General features: G+C 46.3%; 31 protein-coding genes and 1 pseudogene. 17 read left to right on the top strand and 15 right to left on the bottom strand.

Annotation, left to right across the window (positions count from 1 at the left end; translation table 11 throughout):
• From QUA56_RS28680 to QUA56_RS28670, 3 genes and pseudogenes are all read left to right on the top strand, one after another.
• Positions 1-206: pseudogene (locus tag QUA56_RS28680) on the top strand (hypothetical protein); the annotation flags it as partial.
• Positions 203-601, top strand: a complete 399-nt coding sequence (locus QUA56_RS28675; protein ID WP_333365029.1) for a Uma2 family endonuclease — start codon at positions 203-205, stop codon at positions 599-601. The pseudogene QUA56_RS28680 and the gene QUA56_RS28675, both read left to right, overlap by 4 nt.
• A 308-nt stretch (positions 602-909) precedes the next feature.
• Entirely contained in the window at positions 910-2,394 is a 1,485-nt protein-coding gene (locus QUA56_RS28670) for a DUF1565 domain-containing protein (protein ID WP_333365026.1), read from the top strand.
• Positions 2,395-2,604: 210 nt separating this feature from the next.
• Here QUA56_RS28670 and QUA56_RS28665 read toward each other — a convergent pair whose 3' ends face one another.
• Entirely contained in the window at positions 2,605-2,799 is a 195-nt protein-coding gene (locus QUA56_RS28665; protein ID WP_333365023.1) for a hypothetical protein, read from the bottom strand.
• 31 nt (positions 2,800-2,830) lie between these two features.
• Between QUA56_RS28665 and psb28 the strand changes: the two genes are divergently transcribed.
• The 3 genes from psb28 to QUA56_RS28650 all read left to right on the top strand — a co-directional run bounded on the left by psb28 (position 2,831) and on the right by QUA56_RS28650 (position 5,039).
• Positions 2,831-3,166 (top strand): photosystem II reaction center protein Psb28, encoded by a 336-nt coding sequence (gene psb28 / locus QUA56_RS28660; protein ID WP_333365020.1) that lies wholly within the window; start codon positions 2,831-2,833, stop codon positions 3,164-3,166.
• A gap of 83 nt (positions 3,167-3,249) precedes the next feature.
• Positions 3,250-3,756, top strand: coding sequence for a MogA/MoaB family molybdenum cofactor biosynthesis protein (locus tag QUA56_RS28655; RefSeq protein ID WP_332983213.1), 507 nt, complete (start codon positions 3,250-3,252; stop codon positions 3,754-3,756).
• 398 nt (positions 3,757-4,154) lie between these two features.
• The gene (locus tag QUA56_RS28650; protein ID WP_333365016.1) at positions 4,155-5,039 is read left to right on the top strand and encodes a methylated-DNA--[protein]-cysteine S-methyltransferase; all 885 of its coding nucleotides are present in this window, start codon (positions 4,155-4,157) and stop codon (positions 5,037-5,039) included.
• 55 nt (positions 5,040-5,094) lie between these two features.
• Here QUA56_RS28650 and QUA56_RS28645 read toward each other — a convergent pair whose 3' ends face one another.
• Both QUA56_RS28645 and QUA56_RS28640 read right to left on the bottom strand, forming a co-directional pair.
• Positions 5,095-5,421 (bottom strand): DUF5615 family PIN-like protein, encoded by a 327-nt coding sequence (locus QUA56_RS28645; protein ID WP_333365013.1) that lies wholly within the window; start codon positions 5,419-5,421, stop codon positions 5,095-5,097.
• Positions 5,405-5,629: a DUF433 domain-containing protein gene (locus tag QUA56_RS28640; RefSeq protein ID WP_333365011.1), complete on the bottom strand. Its 225-nt coding sequence runs from the start codon at positions 5,627-5,629 to the stop codon at positions 5,405-5,407. The genes QUA56_RS28645 and QUA56_RS28640 overlap by 17 nt, the downstream gene beginning before the upstream one ends.
• A gap of 422 nt (positions 5,630-6,051) precedes the next feature.
• Here QUA56_RS28640 and QUA56_RS28635 point away from each other — a divergent pair, with 422 nt between their 5' ends.
• Entirely contained in the window at positions 6,052-7,404 is a 1,353-nt protein-coding gene (locus QUA56_RS28635) for a cytochrome P450 (protein ID WP_333364942.1), read from the top strand.
• A 205-nt stretch (positions 7,405-7,609) separates the two neighbouring features.
• On the opposite strand, the gene QUA56_RS28630 is transcribed toward QUA56_RS28635, so the two are convergent.
• Entirely contained in the window at positions 7,610-7,933 is a 324-nt protein-coding gene (locus QUA56_RS28630) for a hypothetical protein (protein ID WP_333364940.1), read from the bottom strand.
• Between the two features lie 318 nt (positions 7,934-8,251).
• Between QUA56_RS28630 and QUA56_RS28625 the strand changes: the two genes are divergently transcribed.
• On the top strand, positions 8,252-8,551 hold the full coding sequence (locus QUA56_RS28625) for a type II toxin-antitoxin system RelE/ParE family toxin (protein WP_333364937.1): 300 nt from the start codon (positions 8,252-8,254) through the stop codon (positions 8,549-8,551).
• Positions 8,552-8,600: 49 nt separating this feature from the next.
• Positions 8,601-8,912, top strand: a complete 312-nt coding sequence (locus tag QUA56_RS28620; protein WP_333364934.1) for a HigA family addiction module antitoxin — start codon at positions 8,601-8,603, stop codon at positions 8,910-8,912.
• A 164-nt stretch (positions 8,913-9,076) separates the two neighbouring features.
• Here QUA56_RS28620 and QUA56_RS28615 read toward each other — a convergent pair whose 3' ends face one another.
• Entirely contained in the window at positions 9,077-9,961 is an 885-nt protein-coding gene (locus tag QUA56_RS28615) for an AraC family transcriptional regulator (RefSeq protein ID WP_333364930.1), read from the bottom strand.
• A gap of 209 nt (positions 9,962-10,170) precedes the next feature.
• A complete protein-coding gene (locus QUA56_RS28610) occupies positions 10,171-11,112 on the bottom strand; it encodes a class I SAM-dependent methyltransferase (protein ID WP_333364928.1) in 942 nt (313 codons plus the stop codon).
• Between the two features lie 331 nt (positions 11,113-11,443).
• Here QUA56_RS28610 and QUA56_RS28605 point away from each other — a divergent pair, with 331 nt between their 5' ends.
• Together QUA56_RS28605 and QUA56_RS28600 are read left to right on the top strand one after the other, a co-directional pair.
• A complete protein-coding gene (locus tag QUA56_RS28605; RefSeq protein WP_333364925.1) occupies positions 11,444-12,346 on the top strand; it encodes a hypothetical protein in 903 nt (300 codons plus the stop codon).
• Between the two features lie 208 nt (positions 12,347-12,554).
• Positions 12,555-13,499: a glutathione S-transferase C-terminal domain-containing protein gene (locus QUA56_RS28600; RefSeq protein ID WP_333365042.1), complete on the top strand. Its 945-nt coding sequence runs from the start codon at positions 12,555-12,557 to the stop codon at positions 13,497-13,499.
• A 22-nt stretch (positions 13,500-13,521) separates the two neighbouring features.
• Here QUA56_RS28600 and QUA56_RS28595 read toward each other — a convergent pair whose 3' ends face one another.
• The 3 genes from QUA56_RS28595 to QUA56_RS28585 form a co-directional block, all read right to left on the bottom strand.
• Positions 13,522-14,172, bottom strand: coding sequence for a Uma2 family endonuclease (locus tag QUA56_RS28595; RefSeq protein ID WP_333365039.1), 651 nt, complete (start codon positions 14,170-14,172; stop codon positions 13,522-13,524).
• Between the two features lie 282 nt (positions 14,173-14,454).
• Positions 14,455-14,733, bottom strand: coding sequence for a type II toxin-antitoxin system PemK/MazF family toxin (locus QUA56_RS28590; protein ID WP_333026529.1), 279 nt, complete (start codon positions 14,731-14,733; stop codon positions 14,455-14,457).
• Positions 14,727-14,975 (bottom strand): hypothetical protein, encoded by a 249-nt coding sequence (locus tag QUA56_RS28585; protein ID WP_333364922.1) that lies wholly within the window; start codon positions 14,973-14,975, stop codon positions 14,727-14,729. Before QUA56_RS28585 ends, QUA56_RS28590 begins: the two co-directional genes overlap by 7 nt.
• A gap of 515 nt (positions 14,976-15,490) precedes the next feature.
• Between QUA56_RS28585 and QUA56_RS28580 the strand changes: the two genes are divergently transcribed.
• Positions 15,491-16,129, top strand: coding sequence for a PadR family transcriptional regulator (locus QUA56_RS28580; protein ID WP_333364920.1), 639 nt, complete (start codon positions 15,491-15,493; stop codon positions 16,127-16,129).
• Positions 16,130-16,603: 474 nt separating this feature from the next.
• Here the strand turns inward: QUA56_RS28580 and QUA56_RS28575 are convergent, their stop codons facing one another.
• The 3 genes from QUA56_RS28575 to thyD all read right to left on the bottom strand — a co-directional run bounded on the left by QUA56_RS28575 (position 16,604) and on the right by thyD (position 18,542).
• Positions 16,604-17,008 (bottom strand): hypothetical protein, encoded by a 405-nt coding sequence (locus QUA56_RS28575; RefSeq protein ID WP_333364917.1) that lies wholly within the window; start codon positions 17,006-17,008, stop codon positions 16,604-16,606.
• Complete coding sequence (locus QUA56_RS28570) at positions 17,005-17,469, bottom strand: nucleotidyl transferase AbiEii/AbiGii toxin family protein (protein WP_333364914.1); 465 nt, start codon at positions 17,467-17,469, stop codon at positions 17,005-17,007. The genes QUA56_RS28575 and QUA56_RS28570 overlap by 4 nt, the downstream gene beginning before the upstream one ends.
• Before the next feature lie 146 nt (positions 17,470-17,615).
• Entirely contained in the window at positions 17,616-18,542 is a 927-nt protein-coding gene (thyD, locus tag QUA56_RS28565; protein ID WP_333364911.1) for a thylakoid membrane protein ThyD, read from the bottom strand.
• A gap of 148 nt (positions 18,543-18,690) precedes the next feature.
• On the opposite strand from thyD, the gene QUA56_RS28560 reads away from it, so the two are divergent.
• Complete coding sequence (locus tag QUA56_RS28560) at positions 18,691-20,322, top strand: DUF3352 domain-containing protein (protein WP_333364908.1); 1,632 nt, start codon at positions 18,691-18,693, stop codon at positions 20,320-20,322.
• A 173-nt stretch (positions 20,323-20,495) separates the two neighbouring features.
• Here the strand turns inward: QUA56_RS28560 and QUA56_RS28555 are convergent, their stop codons facing one another.
• The 3 genes from QUA56_RS28555 to QUA56_RS28545 all read right to left on the bottom strand — a co-directional run bounded on the left by QUA56_RS28555 (position 20,496) and on the right by QUA56_RS28545 (position 21,785).
• Positions 20,496-20,693 (bottom strand): hypothetical protein, encoded by a 198-nt coding sequence (locus QUA56_RS28555; RefSeq protein ID WP_332984883.1) that lies wholly within the window; start codon positions 20,691-20,693, stop codon positions 20,496-20,498.
• 196 nt (positions 20,694-20,889) lie between these two features.
• The gene (locus QUA56_RS28550) at positions 20,890-21,306 is read right to left on the bottom strand and encodes a tetratricopeptide repeat protein (RefSeq protein ID WP_333364905.1); all 417 of its coding nucleotides are present in this window, start codon (positions 21,304-21,306) and stop codon (positions 20,890-20,892) included.
• A gap of 125 nt (positions 21,307-21,431) precedes the next feature.
• Positions 21,432-21,785 carry an iron-sulfur cluster assembly accessory protein gene (locus QUA56_RS28545; RefSeq protein ID WP_333365036.1) on the bottom strand — a complete coding sequence of 118 codons (354 nt, stop codon included), beginning with the start codon at positions 21,783-21,785 and terminating at the stop codon, positions 21,432-21,434.
• Between the two features lie 243 nt (positions 21,786-22,028).
• Here QUA56_RS28545 and QUA56_RS28540 point away from each other — a divergent pair, with 243 nt between their 5' ends.
• The 4 genes from QUA56_RS28540 (at position 22,029) to zds (ending at position 26,022) form a co-directional block, all read left to right on the top strand.
• Positions 22,029-23,672 (top strand): DUF6930 domain-containing protein, encoded by a 1,644-nt coding sequence (locus tag QUA56_RS28540; RefSeq protein ID WP_333364902.1) that lies wholly within the window; start codon positions 22,029-22,031, stop codon positions 23,670-23,672.
• A 232-nt stretch (positions 23,673-23,904) separates the two neighbouring features.
• The gene (locus QUA56_RS28535; protein WP_333364900.1) at positions 23,905-24,162 is read left to right on the top strand and encodes a hypothetical protein; all 258 of its coding nucleotides are present in this window, start codon (positions 23,905-23,907) and stop codon (positions 24,160-24,162) included.
• A complete protein-coding gene (locus tag QUA56_RS28530; protein WP_333364898.1) occupies positions 24,152-24,523 on the top strand; it encodes a type II toxin-antitoxin system PemK/MazF family toxin in 372 nt (123 codons plus the stop codon). Before QUA56_RS28535 ends, QUA56_RS28530 begins: the two co-directional genes overlap by 11 nt.
• Before the next feature lie 62 nt (positions 24,524-24,585).
• The gene (zds, locus tag QUA56_RS28525) at positions 24,586-26,022 is read left to right on the top strand and encodes a 9,9'-di-cis-zeta-carotene desaturase (protein ID WP_333365034.1); all 1,437 of its coding nucleotides are present in this window, start codon (positions 24,586-24,588) and stop codon (positions 26,020-26,022) included.
• Positions 26,023-26,062: the final 40 nt, after the last annotated feature.

Genomic DNA, 26,062 nt, shown 5'->3' with positions numbered 1-26,062 from the left:
GCGGAATGATGGGAAACTATCACGTTCCGTTTTGGAGAGCAGTGGAGGAGGCGACTCCTTCACTGACTTTAATCATCCTCAGAAAAGCAATCCCAAATGCGTTCAGCAATGGGATAGGGAGCTGCGTAGTTCAGCCGAGGCGGGTCAATCCGCTCAAAGTAAAAGTGAAGGGGGAGGGACTTGAAGCCTCCCATGCCTATAAATGACTATACTTTTACCAGCTATTAAGTTTTACCCTTCTGGTTCAATGACGCAGGAGAAGACGCCAGAAGCTTCTACTCAAACAGACAAATCGTTTTGTTTGGGAGAACCTAAGTTGATACCCGATTTGTCGATCGAGGTGGTTTATACTAGCGGTGGACTGAGCAAGTTGCCAAAATATCGGGCTTTGGGCGTGCCTGAAATCTGGTTTTGGGAAGATGGCACGCTGCGGCTGTATCATCTCCGCGAAGATGGCTACGAGCAAGTAATTCAGAGTCAACTGTCAGGATTGGAAACGCTGGATATCGATTTGCTAAGACGCTGCATTTTAATGGGTGAAACTGATTTGGCGGCAGCGGTTAAGGTTTTGGGGCAGGGAATCTCGATCGATCGTACATGACAGCAAAACGTTCGATTTTCCGGTGGAGGCGGTCGAAAATTTAGTGGTTTTGGCAACATCTGAAAAAAATAGCATCCCCAGAGCCCGGACTTCTTAAATAAGTCGGGTTCTGCTTTTGCAGGGAACGAGAAATACAGTCTTTTGTAGGGACAATCCCGCTGCGATTGCCACTCCCGATCCGTGATTTTGCGGATACGGTGCAATTAAATAATCTCCTCAATCAAAGGTGAATATAGATCCGGGGTCAGGTTGGTAGAGAATGAAAAGTGCATCAAGGCTCGATCGCCAATTATCTCTTCAACAAAAACATGACAACACTTTACGTCAACGCGCAAACAGGCAGCGATTCCGCAGCCGGCACTCAATCGGCTCCATTCAAAACGATCGCCCGCGCGATCGGCCGCGCTGCATCGGGAACTGCGATTCAGTTATCACCGGGAACTTACAGCGCTGCTAGTGGCGAAAAATTCCCCTTGGAAATTCCCTCGGGAGTAAAAGTTATTGGCAATGAAGCTAACAAAGGGAAAGGCATTCTGATTCAAGGCAGCGGCAAATTTGTAAGTCCCACCTCTGCAGGTCAAAATATCACTATACTGCTAGCAACCGAGGCCCAATTGCGCGGAGTAACTGTTACCAATGTGGAGATTCGCGGCACGGGAGTCTGGATTGAGTCAACTTCTCCGACTGTGGCTAACTGCACTTTCACTCAATGCAAGCGCGAAGGCATTTTTGCCACGGGAACCGCTAATCCTGCGATTCTCGACAACATATTTGTAGAAAACTCAGCGGCTGGCGTAATTACGGCGGGAACTGCTAAAGGAGTAATACGGCGCAATATTTTTCAAAAGACGGGTTTCGGCATTTCTCTGCAAGCTCAGTCGGCTCCTTTGATTGCTGATAACCAAATTTTGGAAAATCGCTCGGGTATCGTTTTAGCGGGGGAATCTAAGCCGATTTTACGCAAGAATCGCATTGAAAAAAATACTGAAGACGGTTTGACTGCGGTGGGGAAGTCGCTGCCAGATATTGGTACGGCTCAAGATTTGGGCGGCAATATTTTTCTGAATAACGGTGAATTAGACTTGCAAAACGCGACTGGGGTTAAGATTTCTGCGGTGGGAAATCAGCTCAATTCTTCGCGGGTGAAAGGTTTATTTGATTTGGGCAATGTGACGCCGACGCCGACTCCGACTCCGACTCCGACTCCGACTCCTGGGGGGGTAAAGTTCAGCGACATCAGCACGCATTGGGCCAAGGATTTTATCGATCGCTTGGCAAAGATGAATATTGTTAGCGGGTTTCCCAACGGCACTTTTCAACCTTACGAGAGTGTAACTCGGGCTCAGTATGCGGCTGTGTTGGCGAAGGCGTTTGAATTGGTGCCGCGCCGCGAGGCGACGGTTTTTAAGGATGTGGCGGCGGATTTTTGGGCGCAGGGAGCGATCGTCCAAGCCAATCGAGCTGGGTTTTTGGTGGGATATCCAGACAGCACGTTTCGCCCGGAGCAGAATTTGACTAGAGTTCAGGCGATCGTATCTTTGGTAAACGGCTTGCAGTTTGTCGGCGGAAACCCCAATTCTTTGAGCGTTTATGCCGATCGAGCTCTGATTCCCAGTTTTGCCACCGACGAGATAGCAACCGCCACAGAGCGCAAAATCGTGGTCAACTATCCCGCGCGCGAAAAGCTTTCCCCCGCCCGCGACATCACCCGCGGCGAGATATCCGCGCTCATCTACCAAACTCTGGTAGCCACAAAGCGGGCAGAGCCAATTAACTCTCCCTACATCGTCTAAGGAATGAGAATTAAATAACTTGCATTTTTTGTAGGTTGGGTTGAGAAACGAAACCCAACCCCACGCTTGATTGTTGGGCGGAGTGAAACGGAGGGTTCGTGCCACGGGCCCAACCTACGGAAGTTATTTAATCCACGATCCTAAGTCCCGTAGCATCGGAATTAATATTACTCACAGTCAGGACACGGCAGTGCCGTTTCCCTACCCCGATTAATTGTAGGGACACTCTTGCACTCGCGGTGTCCTCGGTATCATTCCGATGCAGCCGGAAACGATATCAGGTACAAAGAACCAACCCATCTCCCTCTCCTTGTCTCTGATTCCCCCACTCTCCCCCACTCTCGCGCACTTCCACTCTCCCAAGTCTTGATTTGCGAGTACCCGAATCGTTTTATGATTAAACATTAAGCAATCCTTAAGGTTCGACTGTCAGATTATGGCTAAAATTCAATTTTCTCGGGGTATGGACGAAGATTCTGTACCCGAAGTGCGCCTAACCCGTTCTAAAACGGGAGCTCAAGGCACTGCCACGTTTATCTTTGAAAATCCCAAAGCTCTCAGCAGCACCAGTACCGAAGAGATTACTGGAATGTACATGATCGACGAAGAAGGCGAAATCCTCACTCGCGAGGTTAAGGCTAAGTTCATCAACGGTCAGCCTGCGGGTTTAGAAGCTCTTTATCTAATGAGAAGTCCCGAAGAATGGGATCGATTTATGCGTTTCATGAAACGCTACTCGGAAGCAAACGGCTTAGGATTTAGCAAGGCATAATGGGTAATGGGTAATGGGTAATTGGTAATTGGTAATTAGCCGATCGCCCGTTGCCAGTTGCCGATTACTTAGAACAAGAAACTATGACGCAAATTCCTCACCCCGATTTATCTAAAATAACCGTAAATTGCGCTATCATTACTGTTAGCGACACGCGCTCGGCTGAAACAGACAAGAGCGGCTTGTTAACTAAGAGGCTGCTAAAAGATGCGGGTCACTCTGTGGTAGCTTACACAGTTGTTAAAGATGATGCGGCCAAAATTGTATTGCAAATGCAGGCGTTTTCCCAGCGTGAAGATGTGGATGCAATCATTTTTAACGGCGGCACGGGCATCGCTCCCCGAGATACGACTTACGATGTGATGGAGAGTTTGCTCGACAGGATTTTACCGGGATTTGGGGAGATATTTCGGTTCTTGAGCTATCAAGAAATTGGTTCGAGGGCGATCGCCTCTCGCGCTGTTGCAGGCGTGTATCAAGGCAAGTTAGTCTTTTCTCTTCCGGGCTCTAGCAATGGCGTGAAACTAGCTGTGGAAAAGCTAATTTTACCGGAATTAGTTCACTTGGTCACGCAGTTGCGCGGTGGGTGAGGGCTGAATTCGGTTAATCGACTGACAATCAAAAAATTTGGTTACAAATCGTCCGAGTAATCCGTGGAGTGAGAAAAAAGCTTTGAATCCTCATCGCCAGCCCCCTGTTCGATCGGTGAGGTCGCTTTCTTCAATCTCTTCAATCTAAAATCTCAAATCTCAAATCTCAAATCGACTCGTCCGAGGAATCCGTGGAGTGAAAAAAAAGCTTTGAATCCTCATCGCCAGCCCCCGGTTCGATCGGTGAGGTCGCTTTCTTCAATCTCTTCAATCTCTTCAATCTAAAATCTAAAATCTAAAATCGATCGACTGGCTGCATTCACCGCAAGAAACGGGTGGCTTTGAGCCTGCTCTATGGCTAAAGTGAGGAAACACCCAAATTCCCTTGACTTAGACAGATGAATTCGATGAAGAATGCGAGTGTCTGTGCTAGCGAAGATTATCACCGGATTGCTCGGGCGATCGCCTTTATGCGACAAAACCACCTAAACCAGCCCAATCTGGCAACTGTGGCACAACACATCGGACTTAGTGAATATCATTTTCAACGGCTATTTACTCAATGGGCCGGCATTAGCCCCAAGCGGTTTTTGCAATATCTGACAGTTGAATATGCCAAGTCAAAAATCACTCAGACTAAAAGCCTTCTCGACCTAACATTGGACGTGAAGCTATCGAGTCCAGGACGATTGCACGATTTATTTGTGAACTTAGAAGCAATGTCACCAGGGGAGTTCAAAGCAGGCGGAGCAGGTTTACAAATTCGCTATGGCATTCACGATACCCCTTTTGGCACATCTTTAATCGCGACAACTGCCCGCGGTATTTGTAATCTTTATTTCTTGGATACAACAGACGAACAAACCGCCTCACAAAGACTGCGATTGACGTGGAAAAACGCTGAAATTATCCGCGACGAGCAAACCACTCAATCATTGTGTGACCTAATTTTAAATTCAGAAACTCTCAGCGAACAAAAACCACTAACGCTCTTGGTAAAAGGCACTAACTTTCAGATTCAAGTTTGGCGAGCACTTTTGCAATTGCCCTTTGGTGCGATCGCAACTTATCAGAGTATAGCTCAAATGGTAGCACGCCCAACTGCTGCTAGAGCTGTAGGAAATGCGATCGGTAAAAATCCGATCGGCTATCTAATTCCGTGTCACCGAGTCATTCGAGAATCTGGAGAAGTCGGTGGCTATGCCTGGGGAGTAGAGCGTAAAACAGTCATGTTAGGTTGGGAAGCTAGCCGTACAATCTGCGGAACCACCCTTTCAAGCTAGAATTTCCACAAATTTATAATCATTAAATCTGCTTGAATATCTGCGGAATGTGGGTTTAAGAACCTCCGACTTCAATCACTTCCCCCGGAGTAATGGCATTCAACACGTTACGAGCATTTGGTATCAGAGGAAGTAAATCAGGAAGTCTGTTGCTCGATGCGACAAGAACAATAACGGCAACTCCAGCTTGCTGCAAGTTTTGCTGATAGCGCAAATTTTGATCTGTGGTGAGCAGAATCGTGAAGCCCTCTTGACTCATAAGCTGCAGCAATTCACCGTTTTTTTTTCCTGACCATCCCATCTCAACAACTGTGCGTATCTCGTAATCAGCAAGTTCACGCTTTAAAGGTCGTGGGGCACATTCATCAAGCAGGATTCGCATAGGCTGTCAGCATTTCCTTTGCTAATTCAAGAGCTGCAATTGTCTGTTGCCGACTGACACTAGGAAAATGGTCTAGAAATACCTCTAATGAATCACCAGCCTCAAGATAATCAAGTAGGGTTCTCATTGGCACACGAGTCCCAACAAAAACAGGGATTCCCCCCAGAATATCGGGGTCGCTATGAACAACACGAGATGTTAATGTCATAACAAATTTAGCCAACTGGCTACCAGCTTTTACAATAATTGTATCCCAAAGTCAATCGATTTTAGATTTTAGATTTTAGATTAAAGAATTGAAGCATTGACCCCACGGATAAATTCGGGGGCTCCTTTATCGGATACAGGTTTTTTATTTCTGGACGGATGAATCCGGGGGCTTGTATCCTGGATGCTTTCGGTCATTTGATTTTTGCGATCGTAATGCCAAACCAAACGATCGCTAGCATCCATTTCATCTAAACCTACAACTGTTAGCAGTTTAGGCTGGGAAGCTAGCCCTACAATCTGCGATCGATCCCGATAGCATTACTATTGTTGCTACTTGCCTTTGCCATCGATCGCAGATAAATTTCAGGGTGCAAGGTCGATCGATATACACTAGAAACATTGTGTATCGCCAGTTTTGCAATGACGCTGCCTACCGGATCTCGTTCTCCTGCCCTGTTCCAAACGCTTTCGCTGGTAGCTGACCCGATCGCATTTTTCGATCGCTATTCTGCCAAATACGGCGATACATTTACCGCCCGCGTGTTGGGGCCCGCTTCGCCCCCCGTGGTGTTTCTGGGCCGTCCAGAAGCCATTCAGGCGGTGTTTACGACGTTAGCCGATGCCTTTGAGTTTGGCAAAGTGACCAACGTATTTCGCCCGCTGGTGGGAAATGAATCCCTAATTATGAATGAAGGGCCGCGACATCTGCGACAGCGACAGCTATTAATGCCCGCGCTGCATCGGGAACAGTTGCACAGTCAAGGGCATTTGATTGTTGATTTGACGAAAAAGCAGACGATCGACTGGAAAGCCCCAGATGCGATCGCAGTCCGCGAAGAAATGTCAGAAATTTCGCTGCAAGTAATCTTGCAAGTCGTGTTTGGATTAGTGCCGGGAGAGCGCTACGAACGCCTGAAACAACTGCTCAGCAGGCTTTTAGAAGCGATTACCTCTGAACTGTACTCCATACAATTTTTCTTTGAACCGTTGCAGCAAAATTTGGGGGCTTGGAGTCCGTGGGGGCAGTTTTTGCAGCAGATGGCGGAGATTGACTCGCTGATTTATGCGGAAATTGCCGAGAGGCGATCGCATTCTCTGGATTCGTCTCGCACGGATATTCTGTCGGTGTTGATGATGGCCCGCGACGACACCGGCGAATCCATCGGCGATCGAGAATTGCGCGATCAGTTGATGACGCTGTTGTTGTTGGGACATGAAACCACTGGATCGGCGTTGACTTGGGCGTTTTACTGGCTGCATCAATTTCCCGAATGTCTCGCTAGATTGCGGCAGGAATTGGATGAATTGGGCGAGAATCCCGATCCGATCGCGCTTTCGCAGTCGCCCTATTTAACAGCAGTCTGCAAGGAAGCGCTGCGGATTTATCCAATTGCCTTAATTTCGCAGCCGCGCAAGGTGAAACGGACGATCGAACTCGAAGGCTATACCTATCAACCGGGAACGATTTTAATCCCCTGTGTCTATTTGGCGCACCGTCGCCCTGAAACCTACGAAAATCCGGCCGGGTTCAATCCCGATCGCTTTTTAGATCGCAAGTTTTCCGCCTCTGAATTTTTACCGTTTGGAGGCGGGAGTCGAAGCTGCATCGGGATGGCGCTATCGATGTTTGAGATGAAGCTAGTGTTAGCAACAGTGCTGTCGGCGCGCGAGTTTGTATCGAATATCGATCGGCCAATTCGTCCCGCCCGCCGGGGAATCACCTTTGTTCCGCCCGATCGGTTTCGATTAACAGTTGTGGGCGATCGGCGTTAGATTCAGTGAAACGCTCTGTCAAGCAAGATATACAGCATTTTCCAGGTTCATGAAGTACACTTTTCAGCTATATTGTGTGGTACGTGTTATGTAGGGTGCGTCGCTGCGAAGCAGGTTCAATGGAACTTGCAGATTGATTGTTGATGGCGACGCACCTTACTTACTACAAGATTTTGTGTACCACATATACATGGAATATGCTGTATCATTCGATGAAAATCCCAGCAACTTTGTCTCCATTCATAGTCATGTGTACCACAAATTCATCTCCACCATCTTCAAAACTCAGCTTCCACAAATAAATCGGAGAATTACCTTGTTTTATCTCACCAAAATAATTAATTGAGTAGCCCTTTTTCATGCGGGAAGCAAGCTGCTCGCTAACATCGTCAAACATTTTTTGTGTAATGCTCGTTTTGTAGCCTGCATCGCCCACTGTGGTAAAAAGCTCGTAGTTTTTCGATGCAGTGGCATCCAAGATAACCTGCAAACAATCGAGGATGTTTTGAGCGGGGGCTGTCGGGTTCATGATGATGTCCTTCTTTTAGGGTTCTATCAAAATCTTCTAGCTCAGACTGCTGTCTAACTTTTAATTCTACCGCTAGTGCGATCGAATCCAGTTTTGGAGCGTCATTGACCGCCAACACCATCCGCTTAGCTCAGCCGCTACGATCGCTTTTTCCTTCTCCCAGATCCAGCCCTGTTAGTAGATTGGAGCGATTTTTGCTTTTGCAATCATTTTAGGCTTGACATCTGTAACCTCATAGGTTACATTAATAAAGTGATCTCAAAAGTTACAAAAACTTTTAATTAATATATATAAGTGCTATGAACTGGATATTCAGCCTTGATTGAAGGATTATTTCACATGATACAAACTTTTAAAAATAAAGCATTAGAAAGATTATTGAGGGAAGGTAATGCAAAAGGAATTCCTAAAGAACTTGAAAAAAGGACAAGAGCAAGACTTGAAGTAATAGATACAGCAATAATTATAGATGATATTAGAATACCAGGCTATGATTTACACGAGCTTAAAGGTGATAGACAGGGAACTTGGTCAATAAAGGTATCAGGTAATTGGCGTATAACTTTTACATTTCAGGATAACAACGCATACGATATAGCTCTCGAAGATTATCACTAGCCCATAAAACAAAATCTAAAAAATTAACTTAAACCGAAAGGAGAGTTGCATGAAAGACATACAAAACATTATTCAAGGGAGGAAAGTCAGACCAGTACATCCGGGCGAGGTCATTTCAGATGTGCTTGAAGATATTGAAATGACTCAAACCAGGTTTGCTGAGATACTGGGTGTATCCCGCCGCAGTGTCAACGAAATTGTTTTAGGTCAAAGACCAGTTACAGTAGACATGGCAATTCGGATTGGGAAAGCGTTAGGGAATGGCCCTCAACTGTGGCTCAATCTTCAGCAAAAAGTTGATATCTGGGATGCAGTGCAAAAACACAGTGAAGAGTACGAAAAAGTATCTACTGTAGCATAGCGCAATATGTTAATCTCAGATTTAAAAAGTCCGGCGGTTGAAACCGCTTTGGGAGTGAAAATCGAATGTGCTGGCGCTCAGCATTCGATTTTCACCCCCAACTATACAAACGAAGTCCGCCTCCGCAGACTAAGAGATAAAATGTGACATTTCTTTGTGCGATTTTACTGAAGTGGAAGAAACACGTCTGTAATCGCCTCATGTTCTGGTACATCAGGGAAAAAGCTGACTCTCTGGAAATACAGTGGAAAGTCTCGCGGTTCTTCTTTGCTTAGCGGGAGCCATTCCGAATACAAATACCTGACGCTCTCACCGATATTGTCGTCGGAACCGATGTGTCGTAATACAGCGCATTTACCGCCGGGAATTGTTTTTTCTACAACCCCAAATGAGTTTTCAGTCACATCGCGTTGAGTTGACGCGCAGATGTCCAAGCGATAATCATCAGGTGAGGTTTCGGCTGGATTGTCGTAGAGAATATTGAAAGTAGCGCTGACTTTGGGTGATAGATTGTTCTGCTTTCGCCATTCGATAAACTTGCGTATTGACTCCCCTATCAGATTTGGGTCGCCACGGTGTTCAAGCACGGCAACTTTGGTGTCTTTAAAGGTGATTAGCTTGACTTGTGCGGGGTAATTTTCTGGTTTCATGTGGTTGATTCTTAAGTCACTTAATGGTTGGTAAATCGAGTGCCAAGTATCCCACTGCGGTTGCTTTCTGAACTCGGAAGGGGTCTGCCCTATGCTCTTTTTGAATGCGCGCGCGAAAGATTCAGGGCTTTCATAACCATTTGCCAGCGCGATATCAACGATCTGATGGCGATCGCGAAATGCGAGTTGATAAGAAGCGCGCTTCAAGCGATTGAGCTGGACGTATTTGTATACGCTAACCCCGAAAAGCTCAGAGAACTGCCTGTGAAAATGATACTTCGAGAATGCAGCAACGTTGCTGAGCCGATCGACAGTAAGGTCATCGTCCAGATGAGCATCAATGTACTCAAGCACCTTGCGGAATCTAGCGTAATAGGTAGCAACAGTTGCTGTAGTCAATGAAGTTTCCTCCTCGGCGTATATATAAGCTATCGCCTTAACATCAAAGAAGCCTGACAGAAGTTGCTCAATTCTTCATAACCAATTTATTTATAATTTTGTATTTCCGGGCGATTGGAATAATCTAACTGTTTTTCATTGCACCGCAGTTGCGGTCTAATACACTTTTCAAGCATCATCGACCGCAAACATTTTTGGAAACATCAAACCTAACTATTTATTGCCTCAGCAACAATAGTCCGGTGTCGGACTGTATTGCAAGTGATTGTCGGCGCAGCAAAACCAGAATCAACTAAAGCTTGCTCAATATCCAACCCAAAATACTGATCCAAATAAGGCTCCGTACTCTTGAGCAAAGTCAAAATATAAGGAGGCATTTTGGCATAAACTTCCGACCGAGGATTCATATCCATAATTGTCAAATGTCCGCCAACACGCAGCAAACGCCTCGCTTCCCGGAATATTTCTCTAGTAGCTTTCTGCGGCAATTCGTGACAAACTAAACAAATAGAAACTAAATCAAAAGCAGCCGCCGGCAAACCAGTAGATTCAGCAGCAGCGTGAACCCAAGTCGGAGATTTTTGATTTAAAGATTCTGATTCTCGCTGTTGAGAACGGTATTTAGCAACTGCTAAAAAATAAGGCGACAACTCCACCCCAGTCATCTTCGCTTCCGGGTAAACATCCCCAAGAGCAAAGGTACTCATTCCGACACTGCATCCCAAATCTACAATATCCTGCGGTGAAGAAGCAATTTGAGATTTGATGACTTCGTGATAGCTGGCGCGGAGTTTAGCATCGCCTTCTGCACCCGCTTCCGGCCAAATTCCCGCGTGAACTGTACGGGCGGCAACTTCAACTTCTGTAGCAGATTCCCAACTCATATTACCTTTTTCATAAGCGTGGAATGAAGTTAGATAATATTTCGGGTAAACAAGATCGGGATTTTGGACGCTGAGCAATTCTGCATCCCAATTTCGAGCTAAAAGTGCTTGGGATTCTTGTCGCCAATGCACTCCGATTTTTTCGGCTCTTTTTATCATCATTTCCCGCGCTTGGTGCTTGGCTAGATTGGCCAAAGGCTTGATGGAAAGTACACCATTTACTAAGCGCGAGGCTAATCCCGGAGTTTTGTTAACTGCAACAGTCATATTTTAGTTTTTTCTATTTTGCGCCATTTATTTTAACACCTTTGGGCGCTTTTGAGTTGGTCAATATAATGAAACTTAACTTGGTGATGGCGAGTGAAATGCAAATGTTTTGGGAAAAAGACTTTTTTAATGAACCACAGAGGGCGCAGAGAACGCAGAGGAGCGAGCAGAGGGAAAAGATAAGAGTAGGACAAACCTGGCTATCGTACTGTAATATTTATTTGTACCTACCTACTTCGTTCGGGGGAATTTACCCGGAATCTGGAATCGGATTTGCCGAAGTTGGAGTATTTGATAGAACACTTTAAATCAGGCTATTTAGGAGTTTGTCGTGAGCAAATCAATTGTTGAATTGGTTGACAATTTGCCCTCTTCTGGGATTACTGTGATGATGCTAAAATCCCTGGATTTTGTGGTTCCGGGGGAGTGGAATAATCTCACGGGTTTTGATAATACTATTCAAGCGGTGACAGGAGAAACCGATCGCACATTAGTTCGGAAAATTCGCGATCGCGCGATCGAGCTTTACGCCAACCCCAACGAGCCATATCAAGGCGCAGTCAGGCTTTACCAGTTAGCAGACAGCGCCGACAGTGCGTTAGGTGCAACGGCTATGGCGAATAAAATCGGCGAAAAAATCGGCTTTCTCTCCTTCATGAGTCGCCTCACTCCCAAAGCCGACACAACTCAAACGATCGACTTGTGTGTCAAAGTGGCGATCGAGCTAATTGCCTTCTGCAAACTTAACAATATTTCCCTTGACAATGTGGGAAGCTTTGCTAATTATTTATCAAATTACAAAGGCGAATCTCTGATGCGGATGGCTGCATTAGTATGCGCTGACGGTTTAATTCCCCTCGGCCCGGACTTCATTCGAGTAGCACAAAATACCCTAGGTGGATTGAATCCTTCAGCCTTGCAGCAAAACTCAACATTCCAAAATATCAGCAACCTAATTCCAGGCGCAAATAATTCGCAAAAGTTCGGATTTGTGACAGCAACTTTCGCTTCAGCGCAAGGTTGGATGAACAATTTAGTACAGTCTCGCGGCTTAACTCCCGCCACAGTTTTAGGCAATCTCAAGCAATATGTTGATGTTACCGATGACAAATTGGATTATGTGGCGGCGTTTTTAGACATGACTACCAATTATTACGAATATACGGGAATTCAGACGGTTGCTCGCCAATTGATTGATCGAGCTTATGGTGACACAACCTCTGGCAGATACTAGAAAACTCGTTCTCAGGTGAGGGAACAGAGCGAGGCAGAGCCTCTGGATCTGCGTTCCCAGGCAGAGCCTGGGGACGAGGGAATAAACGTCGCAATGTGAGTTAAAATAAGCAGATTATGTTTAGCAAACCTCTTTTAATCGCATTGTGAAAAACAAATCACTTCCTTCATCAGTAACAGTCAAGCTCGGCAAATTTGTCTGGACATCAATGTGGCAATTAATGATGTCAAAACTAGCGCCGCCCGATCGCACGGGAGCATACATTCGCCCCAGCAGCAGTTTTCGCAACTTTGTCAGCACAGAAGCAGACAACCCTCACCAGCCCGCCACAGCACGGTATCGCCTCTTCGTGGGTACGGGATGCCCTTGGGCGCACCGCACTCTGGTGACGAGGGCGCTCAAAGGGCTGGAAGATGCGATATCGGTGTCGATTGTCTATCCCTCTGAAGGGGGAATGTGGGTGATGGAGTCGGAGACTTTTGGCTGCAACACGATGCCCGAACTTTACCAGTTGGCTTTACCGGGCTATCAGGGGCGGTGTACGGTGCCGGTGTTGTGGGATGACTCGCAAAAGGCGATCGTCAATAACGAGAGTTCGGAAATTATTGTGATGCTAAACTCGGAGTTTAACGAGTTTGCTCGCAATCCTGAAATGGATCTTTATCCTCTGGATTTGCGATCGCAAATTGACGAGTGGAATGAGAAGATTTACCAATCGGTGAATAACGGCGTTTATCGCTGCGGTTTCGCGCAATCTCAAGCTGCTTATGACTCGGCTTGCAGTGAATTGTTTGCTGTTTTAGACGAGATCGATCGATCGCTCTTGATGAGCCGTTATCTTTGTGGCGATCGGGTAACTTTAGCAGACGTGCGGCTTTTTACTACTCTATTCCGTTTTGATGCCGTTTACTACAGCCTGTTCAAATGCAATCTGCGCCGCATTCAGGATTACGAGCATTTGGGAGCTTATCTGCGCGACTTGTACCAGTTGCCAGGAGTTGCGGGTACTTGCGATTTGGAGGCTGTGAAGCGCGATTATTACGGCAATTTGTTCCCGCTGAATCCCGGCTGCATTATCCCCGCTGGACCCGATGTGGGGATTTTGCTCAAAGCTCACGATCGAGAAAAAGTCCCAAACAAATCTGGTGTTTGAACAGGTTGGCGCGGACTCGATCTTATTCTGGAATTTCACTTGTTGGCTGGTTTACTTCTTCGTCTTCAACTTCAAAATTAATTCGTTCGTAAATCTCTCTCAGCGGCATTTGAAATTCTACGGATTCTAGGGTTAATACAGATTCGTCTGAATCATATTCTGTTAATACCCATTTACCATTAGAGTTTTTTGCAAATTGTTCGATGTGATAGCTGTATTGGTCTATTAAAATGTATTCTCGAAATTCAGGGATTGAGCGATAGGCAAGAAATTTACCACCTCGATCGTAGTCTTTGGTTGAATTGGACAAAACCTCAACGATTACCAGAGGATTTGTGACAATTGTTTTGTTACTTCCTTGATAGACTGGTTCTCCTTGAATAACCATGATATCGGGATAGACGTAGCGGCGAGTTAGGGGTATCCACAGGCGCACATCATTGATAAATGTCTCGTAATTTTGACCATTCACAGTCAAGGGGAATTTGCGACAAAAATTCAGTGCGAGTTTGTTGTGGTTGGTTGTTCCGCCTGTCATTGGTACGATCGCTCCATCATGATATTCACTTTTGTCGATCGCAACTTCTTCTAATGCGAGATATTCCTCTGGCGTGTAGTAGCGTTTCTCAGTCTGCTGCTTTTTTTCTATGGCTGGTTTTTCTTGGGTTTGCATTGTCATTCCCTTCTGCTCTCAAGTGATTTTATAATAACATGAAATAAGTTATGTAGATGGCGCGATCGCGCCGGGACTCAGAAACCGGGTTTCTTACCCAAATCTCGGCGACGATGCCAAAAATATCGCATAAACCGGGTTTCTTGGATTAGGGTCGATATTGTTAATGCAAACTACAAAACTGCCGTATTCTTGATGATTAACTACTCCTCAACAGTTATATTTTCAAACAAGATAGGTTCAATTCGCTTCAATACTTCTTTAACTAAATCTTCTGGACATTCACCAATCAAACTTGCTTGCCTTGAGCGATAATCTTGCATAACGCAGTTGATCTGTCATAATTACACCTGTCACCACTTCACCTTCTGGAATGGGAACATAAAACGGATTTTTGCGTTGTGTGGTGCTAATAGGACAGACAAACACAAACCCCATTTTTCGGTTAAATTTAGTTTGACTCACAACCAGTGCAGGTCGAATACCCATTTGTTCGTGTCCTGCTTGAGGATCGAAATTGAGGCGAATGAAATGACCTCGTTCGGGGATATAGTTTACCAAACTTCTTCTCCTTCTGGTTTCCCCCAAGAGATTTCTTCGCTGGGTTCTATTTCGCCTGCTAATAATTCATCTAGGGTATATTTTGAAACTTTCTGATTTACAGGCTCTATGACCATTTTTCCATTTTCTATACTGCAAATTACTGAATCATCTGCTTTCAGGTTGAAAAATTTTACAATATAGTCCGGTATTGGCAAAGCTAAAGAATTACCCAAGTTGCTGATGTGTATTTTTGCGGTCATACATTTGCGATTTTAATGCTCAGGTTTATCTATCCTGATTTAGTGTTGTAAATATTTTAGAGTTGATCGCGCCGGGACTCAGAAACCGGGTTTCTTCTCCAAATCTTCGGTAGGATACCTAAATTGTCGCAGAAACCCGGTTTCTTTGCTCAGGGCGCGATCGCGTGAGGACTGTGAAACTGGGTTTCTTACCCAAATCTCGGTTAGGATGCCAAAATTATCGCAGAAACCGGTTTCTTGAATTAGGCGCGCGTGGAGCCTCAGAAACCGGGTTTCTTAACAAAATCTCGGTGAGGATGCCACAATTATCGCAGAAACCCGGTTTCTTGGAGGGTCGCGTGGGGACTCAAAAACTGGGTTTAGCTCGTTCCCAGACTCCTTCCTGGTAACGAGGACAGGCTTTTGCCCGAAACCAAAAAACCCAAGCACAGCCTATCTTTACAAATCTTTATCTGAAAGTTACCGATATATCGCGATATGTCGTATAGTAGAGAAAGTTGATTTTGGATTCACATATGTTTAGACACTTTCGTTTCCACTTTCCGGCACTTGTATCGGCAGGAGTCAGTGAAGAGGATCTATCGCTTATCAGTCATTGGTTCCAGCATGGCAAGGAACACGGCAAGCATCATGGCAAGCATCACGGCCCACACTTTGGGGATCAACCATTGGGTCGCGGGTGGGGAGATGAACACCGGACTCGTCGGGGTGACATCAAGTTCATCCTGCTGGAATTGTTATCCGAACACCCTGCTCATGGTTACGACTTGATCAAAAAAATGGAAACCCACAATAGCGGTTTCCGTCGTCTCAGTCCCGGCTCAGTATATCCAACACTCCAGATGCTGGAGGACGGTGGTTATCTAAGCAGCACACAGGAAGGCGGTAAGAAGATTTACACGATTACTGATGAGGGCAGACAACTCTTGGCAGAGCGTGCCCAACAGGAAACTTCAGGCTCTCCTTGGGATGCCTTCAAAACCGTAATGATGGGTAAGCCCCAAGAGTTTATTGAGTTGCGGAATGTGACAACAGAATTAGCTGCTGCTGTGATGCAAGTTGCTCGCAGTGGCAATGTTGAGCGAATCAATCGGGTGCGCGAGCTTTTAGAACAAGTTAAACGGGAAATTTACGGGATTCTTGCTGAGAAATAAGTGATATCAATTCCGGTTGCACCGGAATAACTGTTGACTGTTCGCTGTTGTACGTCCGTCGAAAAACACAATGATGGTTGACTGTTCACTGCCCTTCTCGATTCTACCAGGACGATGAAGCGCGGAATTGATATAACTGGTAAAATCAACCGGATTCGATGATGAAATTGCTCTGTGAGTGCGATCGGATATAACCACCGACAACACGGCAAGGTCGGACACGGCAATGCCGTTTCCCTACCCCAAAATAATCACGAACACTCCATCAGAGATGTAACCATCGCCCGATTAATTTTCGGGAAACGGCACGGCGCCGTGTCCTGACTGTGGGTAATAAGTGGTCAGTTTGCAGGCGAAACTGACCACTTATTAATCAACGTTATACCAATTCTCGCCTCCAGAAAGCAACAATGATGAGTGTAGGTTTGTTTACTGAAATATTGTGTAAGGTGCGTCGCTCAAAGATTGTGGATATTATTTAAGATTTAAGGGTGGCGACGCACCCGGAGCGATACTGTTGCATGAGTTTTGAGAATTAGTATTATTTATCGTTTCGCTAAATGTCCTGACTGTGATTTCCCGGCCTAAATCCTGAGCTAGTAAATCGATACCGTCAATAACTTGATTTGGCTCTGCCATACTCAAAACCTCATAGCATTTTTCCCGATTATCGGGACGATGTTGGAAATACTGAATCGCTCGATCGAGCGATTCCATAACTTGATAAGCTGCTTCAGCTTTGTCGATCGCCTCTTGGGGAATAGCACTCGCCAGCCTTTGCATAGCCAAGTCGATTAAATCTCTCGAATTTACCCGATCGCTCAACTGTCGATCGGCATTTGCCAACAACTGTTCTGCTATACTATCAATTTGATTCAAACACGGTAGCCATCATCCATCGGACACATAAAGTCAATATCCTGGCTCAACCGATATTCTCCGTGTTCCATACTTACCAGCGTTCCGCCGCCAAAATAAGCCCGACATTCCTGTAGAAATTCGACCTTCAAGTGGCTGAGTACAGTTAATATCTTTTGATGAATTTCGCGTTTAAACATTGCTTGAGAACTTACCCAATTTTCGGGATTTTTGGGCGAAAAACTGCTTCCCAGTTCCGCTATTAACCAAGATTGATGCTGTTGGCTGATTTGTTGAATAAAAGCCAGTTCCTCGGAGCTAGGTTTTCCCAAAACTCCCCAATAATTCCAGCCAGATTCGTAGCGGCATAGCATTTCCTTGAGAGTCAATTTTTTGACATCAGCAATTTGCCAGCAGATAGCTTGAAGAAATGGGAGTTCTGCGGGAACTTTAAATGCGGTTGCTATTTCTTGATTGTTCATCTGCTTTCGGCAAAAGCGAGGCAGAGCCTCTGGTTCTGCGTTACCAGGCAGAGCCTGGTAACGAGGAAATATATTCCAGTCCGCCTTTGCGGACTTTGTTTGTGGAGCATCCGAATTCTATTCGGCGGGTTCTATTCCGTAGGTTCCTAGCTTCCCGATAAAATCTCTTCGAGTGCTAATTTCAGCGTCGGATATTGATATTGAAAACCGCTAGCTAAAGTTTGTTTCGGCAACACTTTCTGCCCTTCCAAAACAAGTTTTGCCCCGTCTCCCAAAAGCATTTCTAAAGCAAAACCTGGCACCGGCAACCAAGAAGGCCGCTTTAAAACTTCCCCTAAAGTGTGGCACAATTCATTCATCCGCACCGGATTCGGTGCTGTCGCATTCAAAACTCCTTCAACTTGCGAATTTTGCAAAGCATACAGAATTAAATCAACCACATCCTCGCGATGAACCCAAGAAAACCACTGTTTCCCAGTGCCAATCGGGCCGCCTGCAAATAGTTTAAAAGCTGGCAGCATTTTTGCCAACGCGCCTCCCATTCCCAAAACTATCCCCAGCCGCAAAATTGCTAGCCGCGTTCCCGCATTTTTTGCAGGTTGGGCGGCTGCTTCCCAGTCTTTGCAAACTGCTGCTAAAAAATCGTTTCCCGCGAGGCTCGTTTCGTCAAACTCAGCGGTTTCGCTGGTTCCGTAATAGCCGATCGCCGATGCACTCACTAACACAGATGGTCTAGGATTAGCATTGACGATCGCCTCGACCAATTTTGCCGTCGTCAGTTTGCGACTGTCCAGAATTGCTTGCTGGCGCGCCTCTGTCCACCTTTCCTCCGCAATTGGAACCCCAGCTAAATTTACAACACCATCGCAGCCCGCGATCGACTTTTGCCAATCACCAGACTCCGCAGGAGTGTAGGCGACAACTTCCAAATTCGGATAAGCTGAAGCCGGAAAAACTCGGCCAGCCTTCGCCGCATCCCTGCTCAAAACCACAACTTGATGTCCCGCAGCTTGCAGCTTTTCCACCAGCCGACTACCTACAAATCCCGTTGCTCCCGCGATCGCTACTTTCATCTTTTACCCGCAATGCACATCAACAGTAGTTTAGACGATCGTCCAAACTTGTTTTGAATTATACAAAAATCAAGAGCAGCCTCGATCGCCTCCACACAAGCCAAGTGTATTTTCATTAAACTGATAAAGGACGCGAGGATTAAAAACAATGCCTGCAAAAAAACCAAAGCTTCTAATTGCTGCCGCCATCGTCGCAGCAGGTAGCGCCGCGGTCTACTTCTACTTCCAGGGTTTGAACAACAAAGTATTCAACCCTCAAGAGAGCGCCAAAGTTATACCTGACGAAGCCATGATGGCCGCGTTCATCTCCCCCAATCCCCAAGCGCTGTCACAGTTGCAGCGATTTGGCACCCCTGGGGCTCAAAAGTTGGTCGGCCTGGGTTTGAAGACCTTTCAAGAACAAAGCTTGGCAGGCACTCAAATCGACTTTGACAGGGACTTAAAGCCTTGGTTAGGGGGGGTGATGGTCGCTTTGTTGCCCCCGGATGCTGCGGCGAAAACAGAGCCTCCTAAGCTGCTGGTTGTAGTCAGCGTCAAAAATAAAATTAGCGCTTGGAATTTTGCGAATAAATTAAAATCTCAGCAAGGTGCAACTACTCAAGAAACCGAGTATAAAGGAGTTAAAATTTCTGAGATTGCAGAGCCAACCGGCAAGCGCTACAGTGTGGCTTTGCTGAACGACCAATTAGTGATGGCTCCTTTGAGAAAGCCTGTGGAATTGGCGATCGATACTTTTAAAGGAGAACCCTCCCTCGCCACCCAGCAGAGCACAACTAAGTTTTTTGCAGAGAGTGCTGGTGTCAAGAATCCGATCGCAACTGTTTATATTGCTGACTATCCTGCTGCAATTGAGCAATTGAAAGCTAATTTGCCCGCAGATATCCAGTTGCCTTGGACAGTGTTTTCGCAGTTCAAACAAGTTAAGTCTTTGGTAGCGGGAATTGGGGCGGACAGTGCGGGATTGAGGGTAAAAACTATCGCTCAGTTAGACCCTAAATTGGTGCAGCAAAATCCACAATTCGCATCGAAATTGTTACCCAGATTTCCCGGCGAAACTATTGCTTTAGTCGGCGGCAAGGGAATCGATCGAATTTGGTCGCAGGCGACAGCAGAGGCAAAAGATAGCCCGGAAGTTGACAGGGGAGTTCAGCAGGTGAGGGATAGTTTTAAGCGCTTGGATTTGGATGCGGATCGGGATGTTTTTGGTTGGATGAACGGGGAATTTGCGATCGGGGCGATCGGTTCGGATCGAGGTATTTTGTCTCAGTTGGGGATGGGGGCGGCGATGATTTTTGAAACGAGCGATCGCCCCGCGGCAGAAGCAACCCTGAAAAAACTCGATGCGATCGCCAAAAGCAATCCTACAGTCAGCGTCGCCCCTCGAACCGTTGAGGGCAAAGAGGTTACGGAGTGGCAAATACCCCAGCAAGGAACGTTATTCGGGCACGGTTGGCTGAATGAAAATGCTGTGTTTGTAGCTTTCGGCGGGCCTTTAGTCGATGCGATCACTTCGACGCCACCGCAACCGCTAAGCAGCAGTCCGAGTTTTCAGGCGATCGCCACTTCTTTACCGCAGGCCAACCAAGGTTACTTTTACATAGATATGGAAAAAACCATGTCTTGGGCTAACCGTTACTTGCTAGCAGTACAGCCAAATTTAGTTTCGCCGCCCGTCGCTGAATTGCTCAATTCTCTCCGAGGAGTTAGCGTAGCCACAGTTTCGACAGAACCGACAACTGCTCAGCTTGAGATGCTTTTTGCCTTGAAATCTAACAATTAGGGAATTGGGAATTGGTAATTCTTCCTTCTCTCCTTCTATGCGTTAAACCCCTGACATTGCTTCACGGCCGGACTTGCTTCTGACAAAAAAAGTTGACAAAAAAAAAGTTGCTGCCTCTCTAGGGAGGGCAGCTACTCAAATAAAGCATCTTAAAGTCTCTCAAAACTTCAGAATTAACCTTCAGACATTCCTGATTTATTCGGCAATTGCAAATCATCCGGATCTACATAGTGACAAACTGCTTTGTCCATGCAAATCAATGCCCAGCCGGATTTATCAATGCTCATCAACTTGTAAGAAGCGGGCTGAATAAAGAAACCTTTGTGGTTGCGGGTTGCTGGCTTGATGTTAACGTGGCTTTCAGTGCTCATGTCTTTACAACTCCTAGTATTATGGTAGTGAAGTATGAAAACCGCTGAGCGGATTTGTCAATCGTCTAAGTTTTCAAATACTAGCACTGACTTCCTGAGTTTTCCATAAAGTTATTTATTGATTTATTACGATGTCGTAATAAACCGCAAAGCCGATTCCCTCGATCCCCGCCCAAAAATCGACTTGTTTGAGCGGTTACGGCTCAAACAGCCACTGCTTAACGCGGGTGAGACTCTTCCAGTCCGGTTTTCGGCTTAATCCTTCTTCAAAGTTTTTTTTAACTTCGTCTAGTAACTCTTCCGAAGCCATCAGGAGTTGCTGAGCGACTTCTACGTGGGGGCGCACTCCTTTCTCTTTGAGGTCGAGGATCGCGACTGCGAGGTTGATGCGAGCTTGGGGGTCGTGAGGGTTCAATTTAACGGCGGTTTTGGCTGCCTTTTGAGCCGGTGCGGGTTTATTTTCCAACAGGTAGAGCCACGCGAGGCTAGCCCAGGCATTGCCATTTTTGGGAGCTTTCTCGCACACTTCTTTAAACACGGGAATCAGATTAGCAGGGGCTTCGCCAGCTTGGTAGCGATCGAAACCATCTTTAAACAATTCTTCAGGGGTCATTCGATTTTGGATTTTGGATTTGAGATTTTAGATGGGAAAGAGCATTGGGTGCGGGACGCAGCAAGGCAGTCCGAGGCATTCTCAGCAATTAGCAATTACCAATCCCCAATGCCCTATTTTCCAATTTATGTAGAAAAAGAACTGCCACAGCCGCAAGTTTGAGTTGCGTTGGGGTTAGTAAACTGAAAGCCGCCGCCGATCATGGCATCGCTGAAATCGAGAACCAAACCGTAGAGATAAAGAATGCTCTTGCGATCGCACACTACCTGGAAACCGTCGTAGTCGAACACCTCATCGTCCGCTTTCACAGTGCTGGGGTCTGCGAAATCCATCACGTAAGACATACCAGAGCATCCGCCCTGGCGCACCCCTACGCGCAAGCAGAGGTCTTTACCTTGTTTTTCTCTCAGAGCTAAAACTTGACGGATAGCAGAGTCCGTCATTTGAATGCCCCGCTTTTGTGAAATGGCTTGAGTCATAATTGCCGAACTCCTGAGACTGTCTAATGCTAAGAGTTTAATCTTATCTATCCATTGTACAGCCATTCGCCAGAAGGCATTCGGTTAGATGCTGAGGCTGAATCTCGAGCTTTGAATTTTTAATTCCCGTGGAGCCTAGTTCCCAAGCTCGATGTCCTCTCCCCCTATAGGGTTTATGATTGAGAAGCAGCGGTTGACCGGCTACGGGCACCGCAACAATGCTTCACCCAACGGGCTTACTCTATGGCAGCGCTGAATCGCTCTACTCTTCGTCGGCTACAAAACTTACCTCAAATTCCCAGCGTGTGGGAGGGCGACCGCCGACCCTTATCTAATGCTGACTCGCACCTGATGATAGAGGACGATGACGTTCTAGAAGGCGGGGGCGAGTGCATTCTCTGGGTGGATGGCTCTGAAGGCGTCGTGAGGGCTATGGACATGATAGGCCCAGATGCCGGCCCAGAGGCGATCGTCCGGGCTCTACTGCGGGCAATGGAACATCCCCAAAGTCCGGGTCCAGCAGTCCGCCCCCAAAAAATAGTAGTCAAAAACCGAGAAATTCAATTTTATCTGCGGGGCGTACTTCAAGATTTAGGCATTTCCATTGACTACGTGCCGGAATTGCCCCTAATTGACGAAATATTTCGCGGCATGGAAGAGGTGGCGATCAACAGACCTCCTGAGTTGCCCCCTCAGTATGCTGAAGTTTTAATGGAAAAAGCTGCTCAAATTTGGCACGATGCTCCGTGGCGGACTTTGAGCGAACACCAAATTATATCTATTGAAATCAATCAGTGGGATGTCGCCAGCCTCTACGTGTCCGTATTGGGGCAAGGCAGAATGGATTACGGAGTTTTGCTGTACCGTTCTCTAGAATCCTTGAAGCGGTTTCGAGAGCGAGTCGTCAACGATGAATCTTTTGAAAATTTAGAACAGGCTTTTTTAGGGCAAGACTGTTTGTTTCTCACCTTTGAAAGTGTCGCCGATATTGATGAGGACGACGAAGAAGAAATTGATTTAGCGGATTTGCCTCCATCGGAAATTGAACCGAATTTTGGCAACCTCCATCCTTTAGAAGGATTGCGATCGATTCTTTACGAAGAAGAAGCCCTCACGATGTTAGTTGCTCTCGAAGCATTTCACCGCTTTTTCCGCAACGGCCGCCGGAAATTGGGAGCAGAGACGTTTCCCAGTCTTAGCAGCCGCTACCGCATCCCTGTTCCGCAGCCTGACGGAGAAATTCAACAGGTATCCGTTAAAGTTTCGACGATGCCCGAGGTGTCCGACGAATTATTAGAGATGCTCGGTGATGACGATGATGATGACGAGGATGATGAATTTGAAATGCCGCTGCTGCGGGACGATTTGGTGCCGCAAAATTCATTTTTGAGTCTGGGCGTCGTACCTTGGGGAACGGTAGAATTTCTGCGGGCAACTGCCCAGTTTCACCAAGGTGCAGAAATTGATATTAATACCGCCGGAGACGGTTTGCCGGTGGTGATGATCCAAACTTCTCATCCGAAGGCGAAAACTATGATTCAAGATTTGAAAGAAGCTGGAGGAGTGAAGGCAATTTGTTTTAATCCGGGCGAAGATCCTTTTCAAGATGAGCAATACGACTTGGGTATTTTGCAAGCTAAAAATGGGGATCTGTATTTGTTTGGGGAGTTTAATGAAAACGATCCGGTGCATCAGGAAGCTCGCCAAAAGTGGGAGCGCCGCTGTAAATTAACGAACGGTTGGTGCGGTTTGGTGATTGCTAAAGGCTTGATGGGTGCTTCTCGCGGTCAGCCTCAGTTTAAGGATATGGTTGCTTTATTTGAGGTGCGCTGGGTGTCTGCTAAAGACTTGGGAATTGGGCCTCTTCAGTTGATGCCAATGTTTTAAAGTTAGTTGACAGTTGACAGTTGGCAGTTGGCAGTTGGCAGTTGGCAGTTGACAGTTGGCAGTTGGCAGTTGGCAGTTGACAGTTGACTGTTGACAGTTGGGAGTTGGTAGTTGGCAGTTGGCAGTTGCTTGGGACTGCTAATAACTAATAACCACTAACCAATAACATTATTCAACAGTCAACAATCAACTGTCAACTGTCATTTTTTTAAATTTTTAATTATTCAGGAGAATGATGTCAAATTATACTCAAAAGCGAGAAGTGTTAGTCGCCCTTGATGCTGAATTCGCGGAGAAAATAGACCAGCTTACTGATGATTGGACGGAGGCGATCGAGCAAGCTCTCCGTCTCTGGTACGCTAAGCAAATAGAAGATAAGTTGCGGAAGTTTTATCAAAACCGCAGCCAAGAAGATATTGAGTTTGAGGAAGAATGGTTTAATTTGGTAGAGGAACAGATAGAAGAAACATGGAGCAGCGATGGACTCTAACTCAACAGCGAACACTTATCCTCGCCAAGGTGAGATTTACCTTTCAAGAGCTTTGCGTCAGTTAGGAGATACAAAAAAAAGACCTGTAGTTGTGGTTTCTCCCGATATCCGCAACGAGTTTACCGATTCTGTCATTGTTGTTCCTTTCACCAGTAACCTTGCAGGAGTAGAAAATCCTACTCGCGTCTTGATTCCTGCGGGTGAGGGAGGATTGCAAGCTGATTCTCTAGCTGTATGTGAAAACGTTTCTGCTTTGCGACAGACATTTCTAGAACAAGGCCCTTACGGTCAACTTAGTGCCGATGTCCTAGCAAGAATTCAGAGGGGTATACAAGTGTCGATCGGCATTTACGAACTTTAATAATATTTCTGATATTCTAAATTTTGTTACAATCTGTAAAAATACTGGAAAGGATAGGTAAAATGCGGGTTGCGATCGCAGGTGCGGGACTGGCTGGAATGACCACAGCAGTCGATTTAGTGGAGGCCGGCCACGAAGTAGAAATTTTTGAATCCCGCCCCTTTGTCGGCGGCAAAGTCGGCAGTTGGGTAGATCCCGACGGCAATCACGTTGAAATGGGTTTGCACGTCTTCTTCGGCTGCTATTATAACTTATTTGCCCTGATGAAAAAAGTGGGAGCTTTTGACGATTTGCTCCTCAAAGAACACGTCCACACTTTTATCAATCGAGGCGGCGAAACCGGTTCTTTGGATTTTCGTTTTCCCGTGGGTGCTCCTTTGCACGGATTGAAGGCATTTTTCACGACATCTCAGCTATCCGTACAAGACAAAATTCAAAATGCGATCGCCCTGGGAACTAGCCCGATCGTCCGCGGTTTGATAGACTTTGAAGGAGCGATGAAAACTATCCGCGATTTGGATAAAATTAGCTTTGCTGACTGGTTCCGCAGCCAAGGTGGCAACCAAAACTCGCTCAAAAGAATGTGGAATCCGATCGCCTACGCACTGGGTTTTATCGACACTGAAAATATTTCAGCCCGGTGTATGTTGACAATCTTTCAATTCTTTGCATCGAAAACCGAAGCCTCTGTCATGCGGATGCTAGCTGGTTCTCCCAACGAATATTTGCACAAACCAATTGTGGAATATTTGGAAAAGAAAGGAGCAAAAATTTACACGCGGCGCAGAGTCCGAGAAATTCAGTTTGAAGAAGGCGAAAAAACCAGCGTGACAGGCTTGCTAGTAGCTAACGGCGAAACGGAAGAAACTATTACCGCAGACGCTTACGTTTTCGCCTGCGACGTGCCGGGAATTCAGAAAATATTGCCCCCAGCTTGGCGCAAATGGTCAGAATTTGACAACATTTATAAATTAGATGCGGTGCCGGTCGCTACAGTACAATTGCGGTTCGACGGTTGGGTAACGGAACTGGAAGACGAAGCCAAGCGCAAACAGTTGAGCCACGCTGTAGGAATCGATAATTTGCTATATTCAGCAGATGCAGATTTTTCTTGTTTTGCAGATTTGGCGCTGACAAGTCCCAAGGATTATTATAAAGAAGGACAAGGTTCGCTGTTGCAGTTGGTGCTGACACCGGGAGATCCGTTTATTAAACAAAGTAATGAGGCGATCGCCCAACACGTACTCAAGCAAGTTCAGGATTTATTCCCCTCAGCGCGGGAATTAAACATGACTTGGTACAGTGTAGTTAAGCTCGCTCAATCTTTGTATCGCGAAGCACCGGGAATGGATGTTTTCCGCCCCGCTCAAAAAACGCCGATCGCCAATTTCTTTCTAGCAGGAAGTTACACTCAGCAAGACTACATTGATAGTATGGAAGGAGCGACACTTTCAGGCCATCAAGCGGCTAAGGCAATTCTCGAAGCTTACAGCCATTAGTCATTATTCCTCTCTCGTTTTCTCTCGTTCCCAGGCAGAG

It is taken from the genome of Microcoleus sp. N3A4, assembly GCF_036701805.1.
Taxonomy (GTDB): domain Bacteria; phylum Cyanobacteriota; class Cyanobacteriia; order Cyanobacteriales; family Microcoleaceae; genus Microcoleus.
The sequence above is the reverse complement of the archived record's forward strand: the minus strand, read 5'-3'. Positions and strand labels throughout refer to the sequence as shown.

Bases quoted from the DNA above. Each gene is read 5' to 3' on its own strand.
- QUA56_RS28630 (WP_333364940.1), bottom strand. From the start codon at position 7,933: ATGAACCCGACAGCCCCCGCTCAAAACATCCTCGATTGTTTGCAGGTT.
- QUA56_RS28570 (WP_333364914.1), bottom strand. From the start codon at position 17,469: ATGAACAATCAAGAAATAGCAACCGCATTTAAAGTTCCCGCAGAACTC.
- QUA56_RS28670 (WP_333365026.1), top strand. From the start codon at position 910: ATGACAACACTTTACGTCAACGCGCAAACAGGCAGCGATTCCGCAGCC.
- QUA56_RS28655 (WP_332983213.1), top strand. From the start codon at position 3,250: ATGACGCAAATTCCTCACCCCGATTTATCTAAAATAACCGTAAATTGC.
- QUA56_RS28535 (WP_333364900.1), top strand. From the start codon at position 23,905: ATGATGTCAAATTATACTCAAAAGCGAGAAGTGTTAGTCGCCCTTGAT.
- psb28 (WP_333365020.1), top strand. From the start codon at position 2,831: ATGGCTAAAATTCAATTTTCTCGGGGTATGGACGAAGATTCTGTACCC.
- QUA56_RS28650 (WP_333365016.1), top strand. From the start codon at position 4,155: ATGAATTCGATGAAGAATGCGAGTGTCTGTGCTAGCGAAGATTATCAC.
- QUA56_RS28675 (WP_333365029.1), top strand. From the start codon at position 203: ATGACTATACTTTTACCAGCTATTAAGTTTTACCCTTCTGGTTCAATG.
- QUA56_RS28585 (WP_333364922.1), bottom strand. From the start codon at position 14,975: ATGACCGCAAAAATACACATCAGCAACTTGGGTAATTCTTTAGCTTTG.
- QUA56_RS28545 (WP_333365036.1), bottom strand. From the start codon at position 21,785: ATGACTCAAGCCATTTCACAAAAGCGGGGCATTCAAATGACGGACTCT.
- QUA56_RS28600 (WP_333365042.1), top strand. From the start codon at position 12,555: ATGTGGCAATTAATGATGTCAAAACTAGCGCCGCCCGATCGCACGGGA.
- QUA56_RS28645 (WP_333365013.1), bottom strand. From the start codon at position 5,421: ATGCGAATCCTGCTTGATGAATGTGCCCCACGACCTTTAAAGCGTGAA.
- QUA56_RS28540 (WP_333364902.1), top strand. From the start codon at position 22,029: ATGGCAGCGCTGAATCGCTCTACTCTTCGTCGGCTACAAAACTTACCT.
- QUA56_RS28530 (WP_333364898.1), top strand. From the start codon at position 24,152: ATGGACTCTAACTCAACAGCGAACACTTATCCTCGCCAAGGTGAGATT.
- QUA56_RS28580 (WP_333364920.1), top strand. From the start codon at position 15,491: ATGTTTAGACACTTTCGTTTCCACTTTCCGGCACTTGTATCGGCAGGA.
- QUA56_RS28610 (WP_333364928.1), bottom strand. From the start codon at position 11,112: ATGACTGTTGCAGTTAACAAAACTCCGGGATTAGCCTCGCGCTTAGTA.
- QUA56_RS28640 (WP_333365011.1), bottom strand. From the start codon at position 5,629: ATGACATTAACATCTCGTGTTGTTCATAGCGACCCCGATATTCTGGGG.
- zds (WP_333365034.1), top strand. From the start codon at position 24,586: ATGCGGGTTGCGATCGCAGGTGCGGGACTGGCTGGAATGACCACAGCA.
- thyD (WP_333364911.1), bottom strand. From the start codon at position 18,542: ATGAAAGTAGCGATCGCGGGAGCAACGGGATTTGTAGGTAGTCGGCTG.
- QUA56_RS28560 (WP_333364908.1), top strand. From the start codon at position 18,691: ATGCCTGCAAAAAAACCAAAGCTTCTAATTGCTGCCGCCATCGTCGCA.
- QUA56_RS28595 (WP_333365039.1), bottom strand. From the start codon at position 14,172: ATGCAAACCCAAGAAAAACCAGCCATAGAAAAAAAGCAGCAGACTGAG.
- QUA56_RS28635 (WP_333364942.1), top strand. From the start codon at position 6,052: ATGACGCTGCCTACCGGATCTCGTTCTCCTGCCCTGTTCCAAACGCTT.
- QUA56_RS28550 (WP_333364905.1), bottom strand. From the start codon at position 21,306: ATGACCCCTGAAGAATTGTTTAAAGATGGTTTCGATCGCTACCAAGCT.
- QUA56_RS28665 (WP_333365023.1), bottom strand. From the start codon at position 2,799: ATGTTTAATCATAAAACGATTCGGGTACTCGCAAATCAAGACTTGGGA.
- QUA56_RS28620 (WP_333364934.1), top strand. From the start codon at position 8,601: ATGAAAGACATACAAAACATTATTCAAGGGAGGAAAGTCAGACCAGTA.
- QUA56_RS28555 (WP_332984883.1), bottom strand. From the start codon at position 20,693: ATGAGCACTGAAAGCCACGTTAACATCAAGCCAGCAACCCGCAACCAC.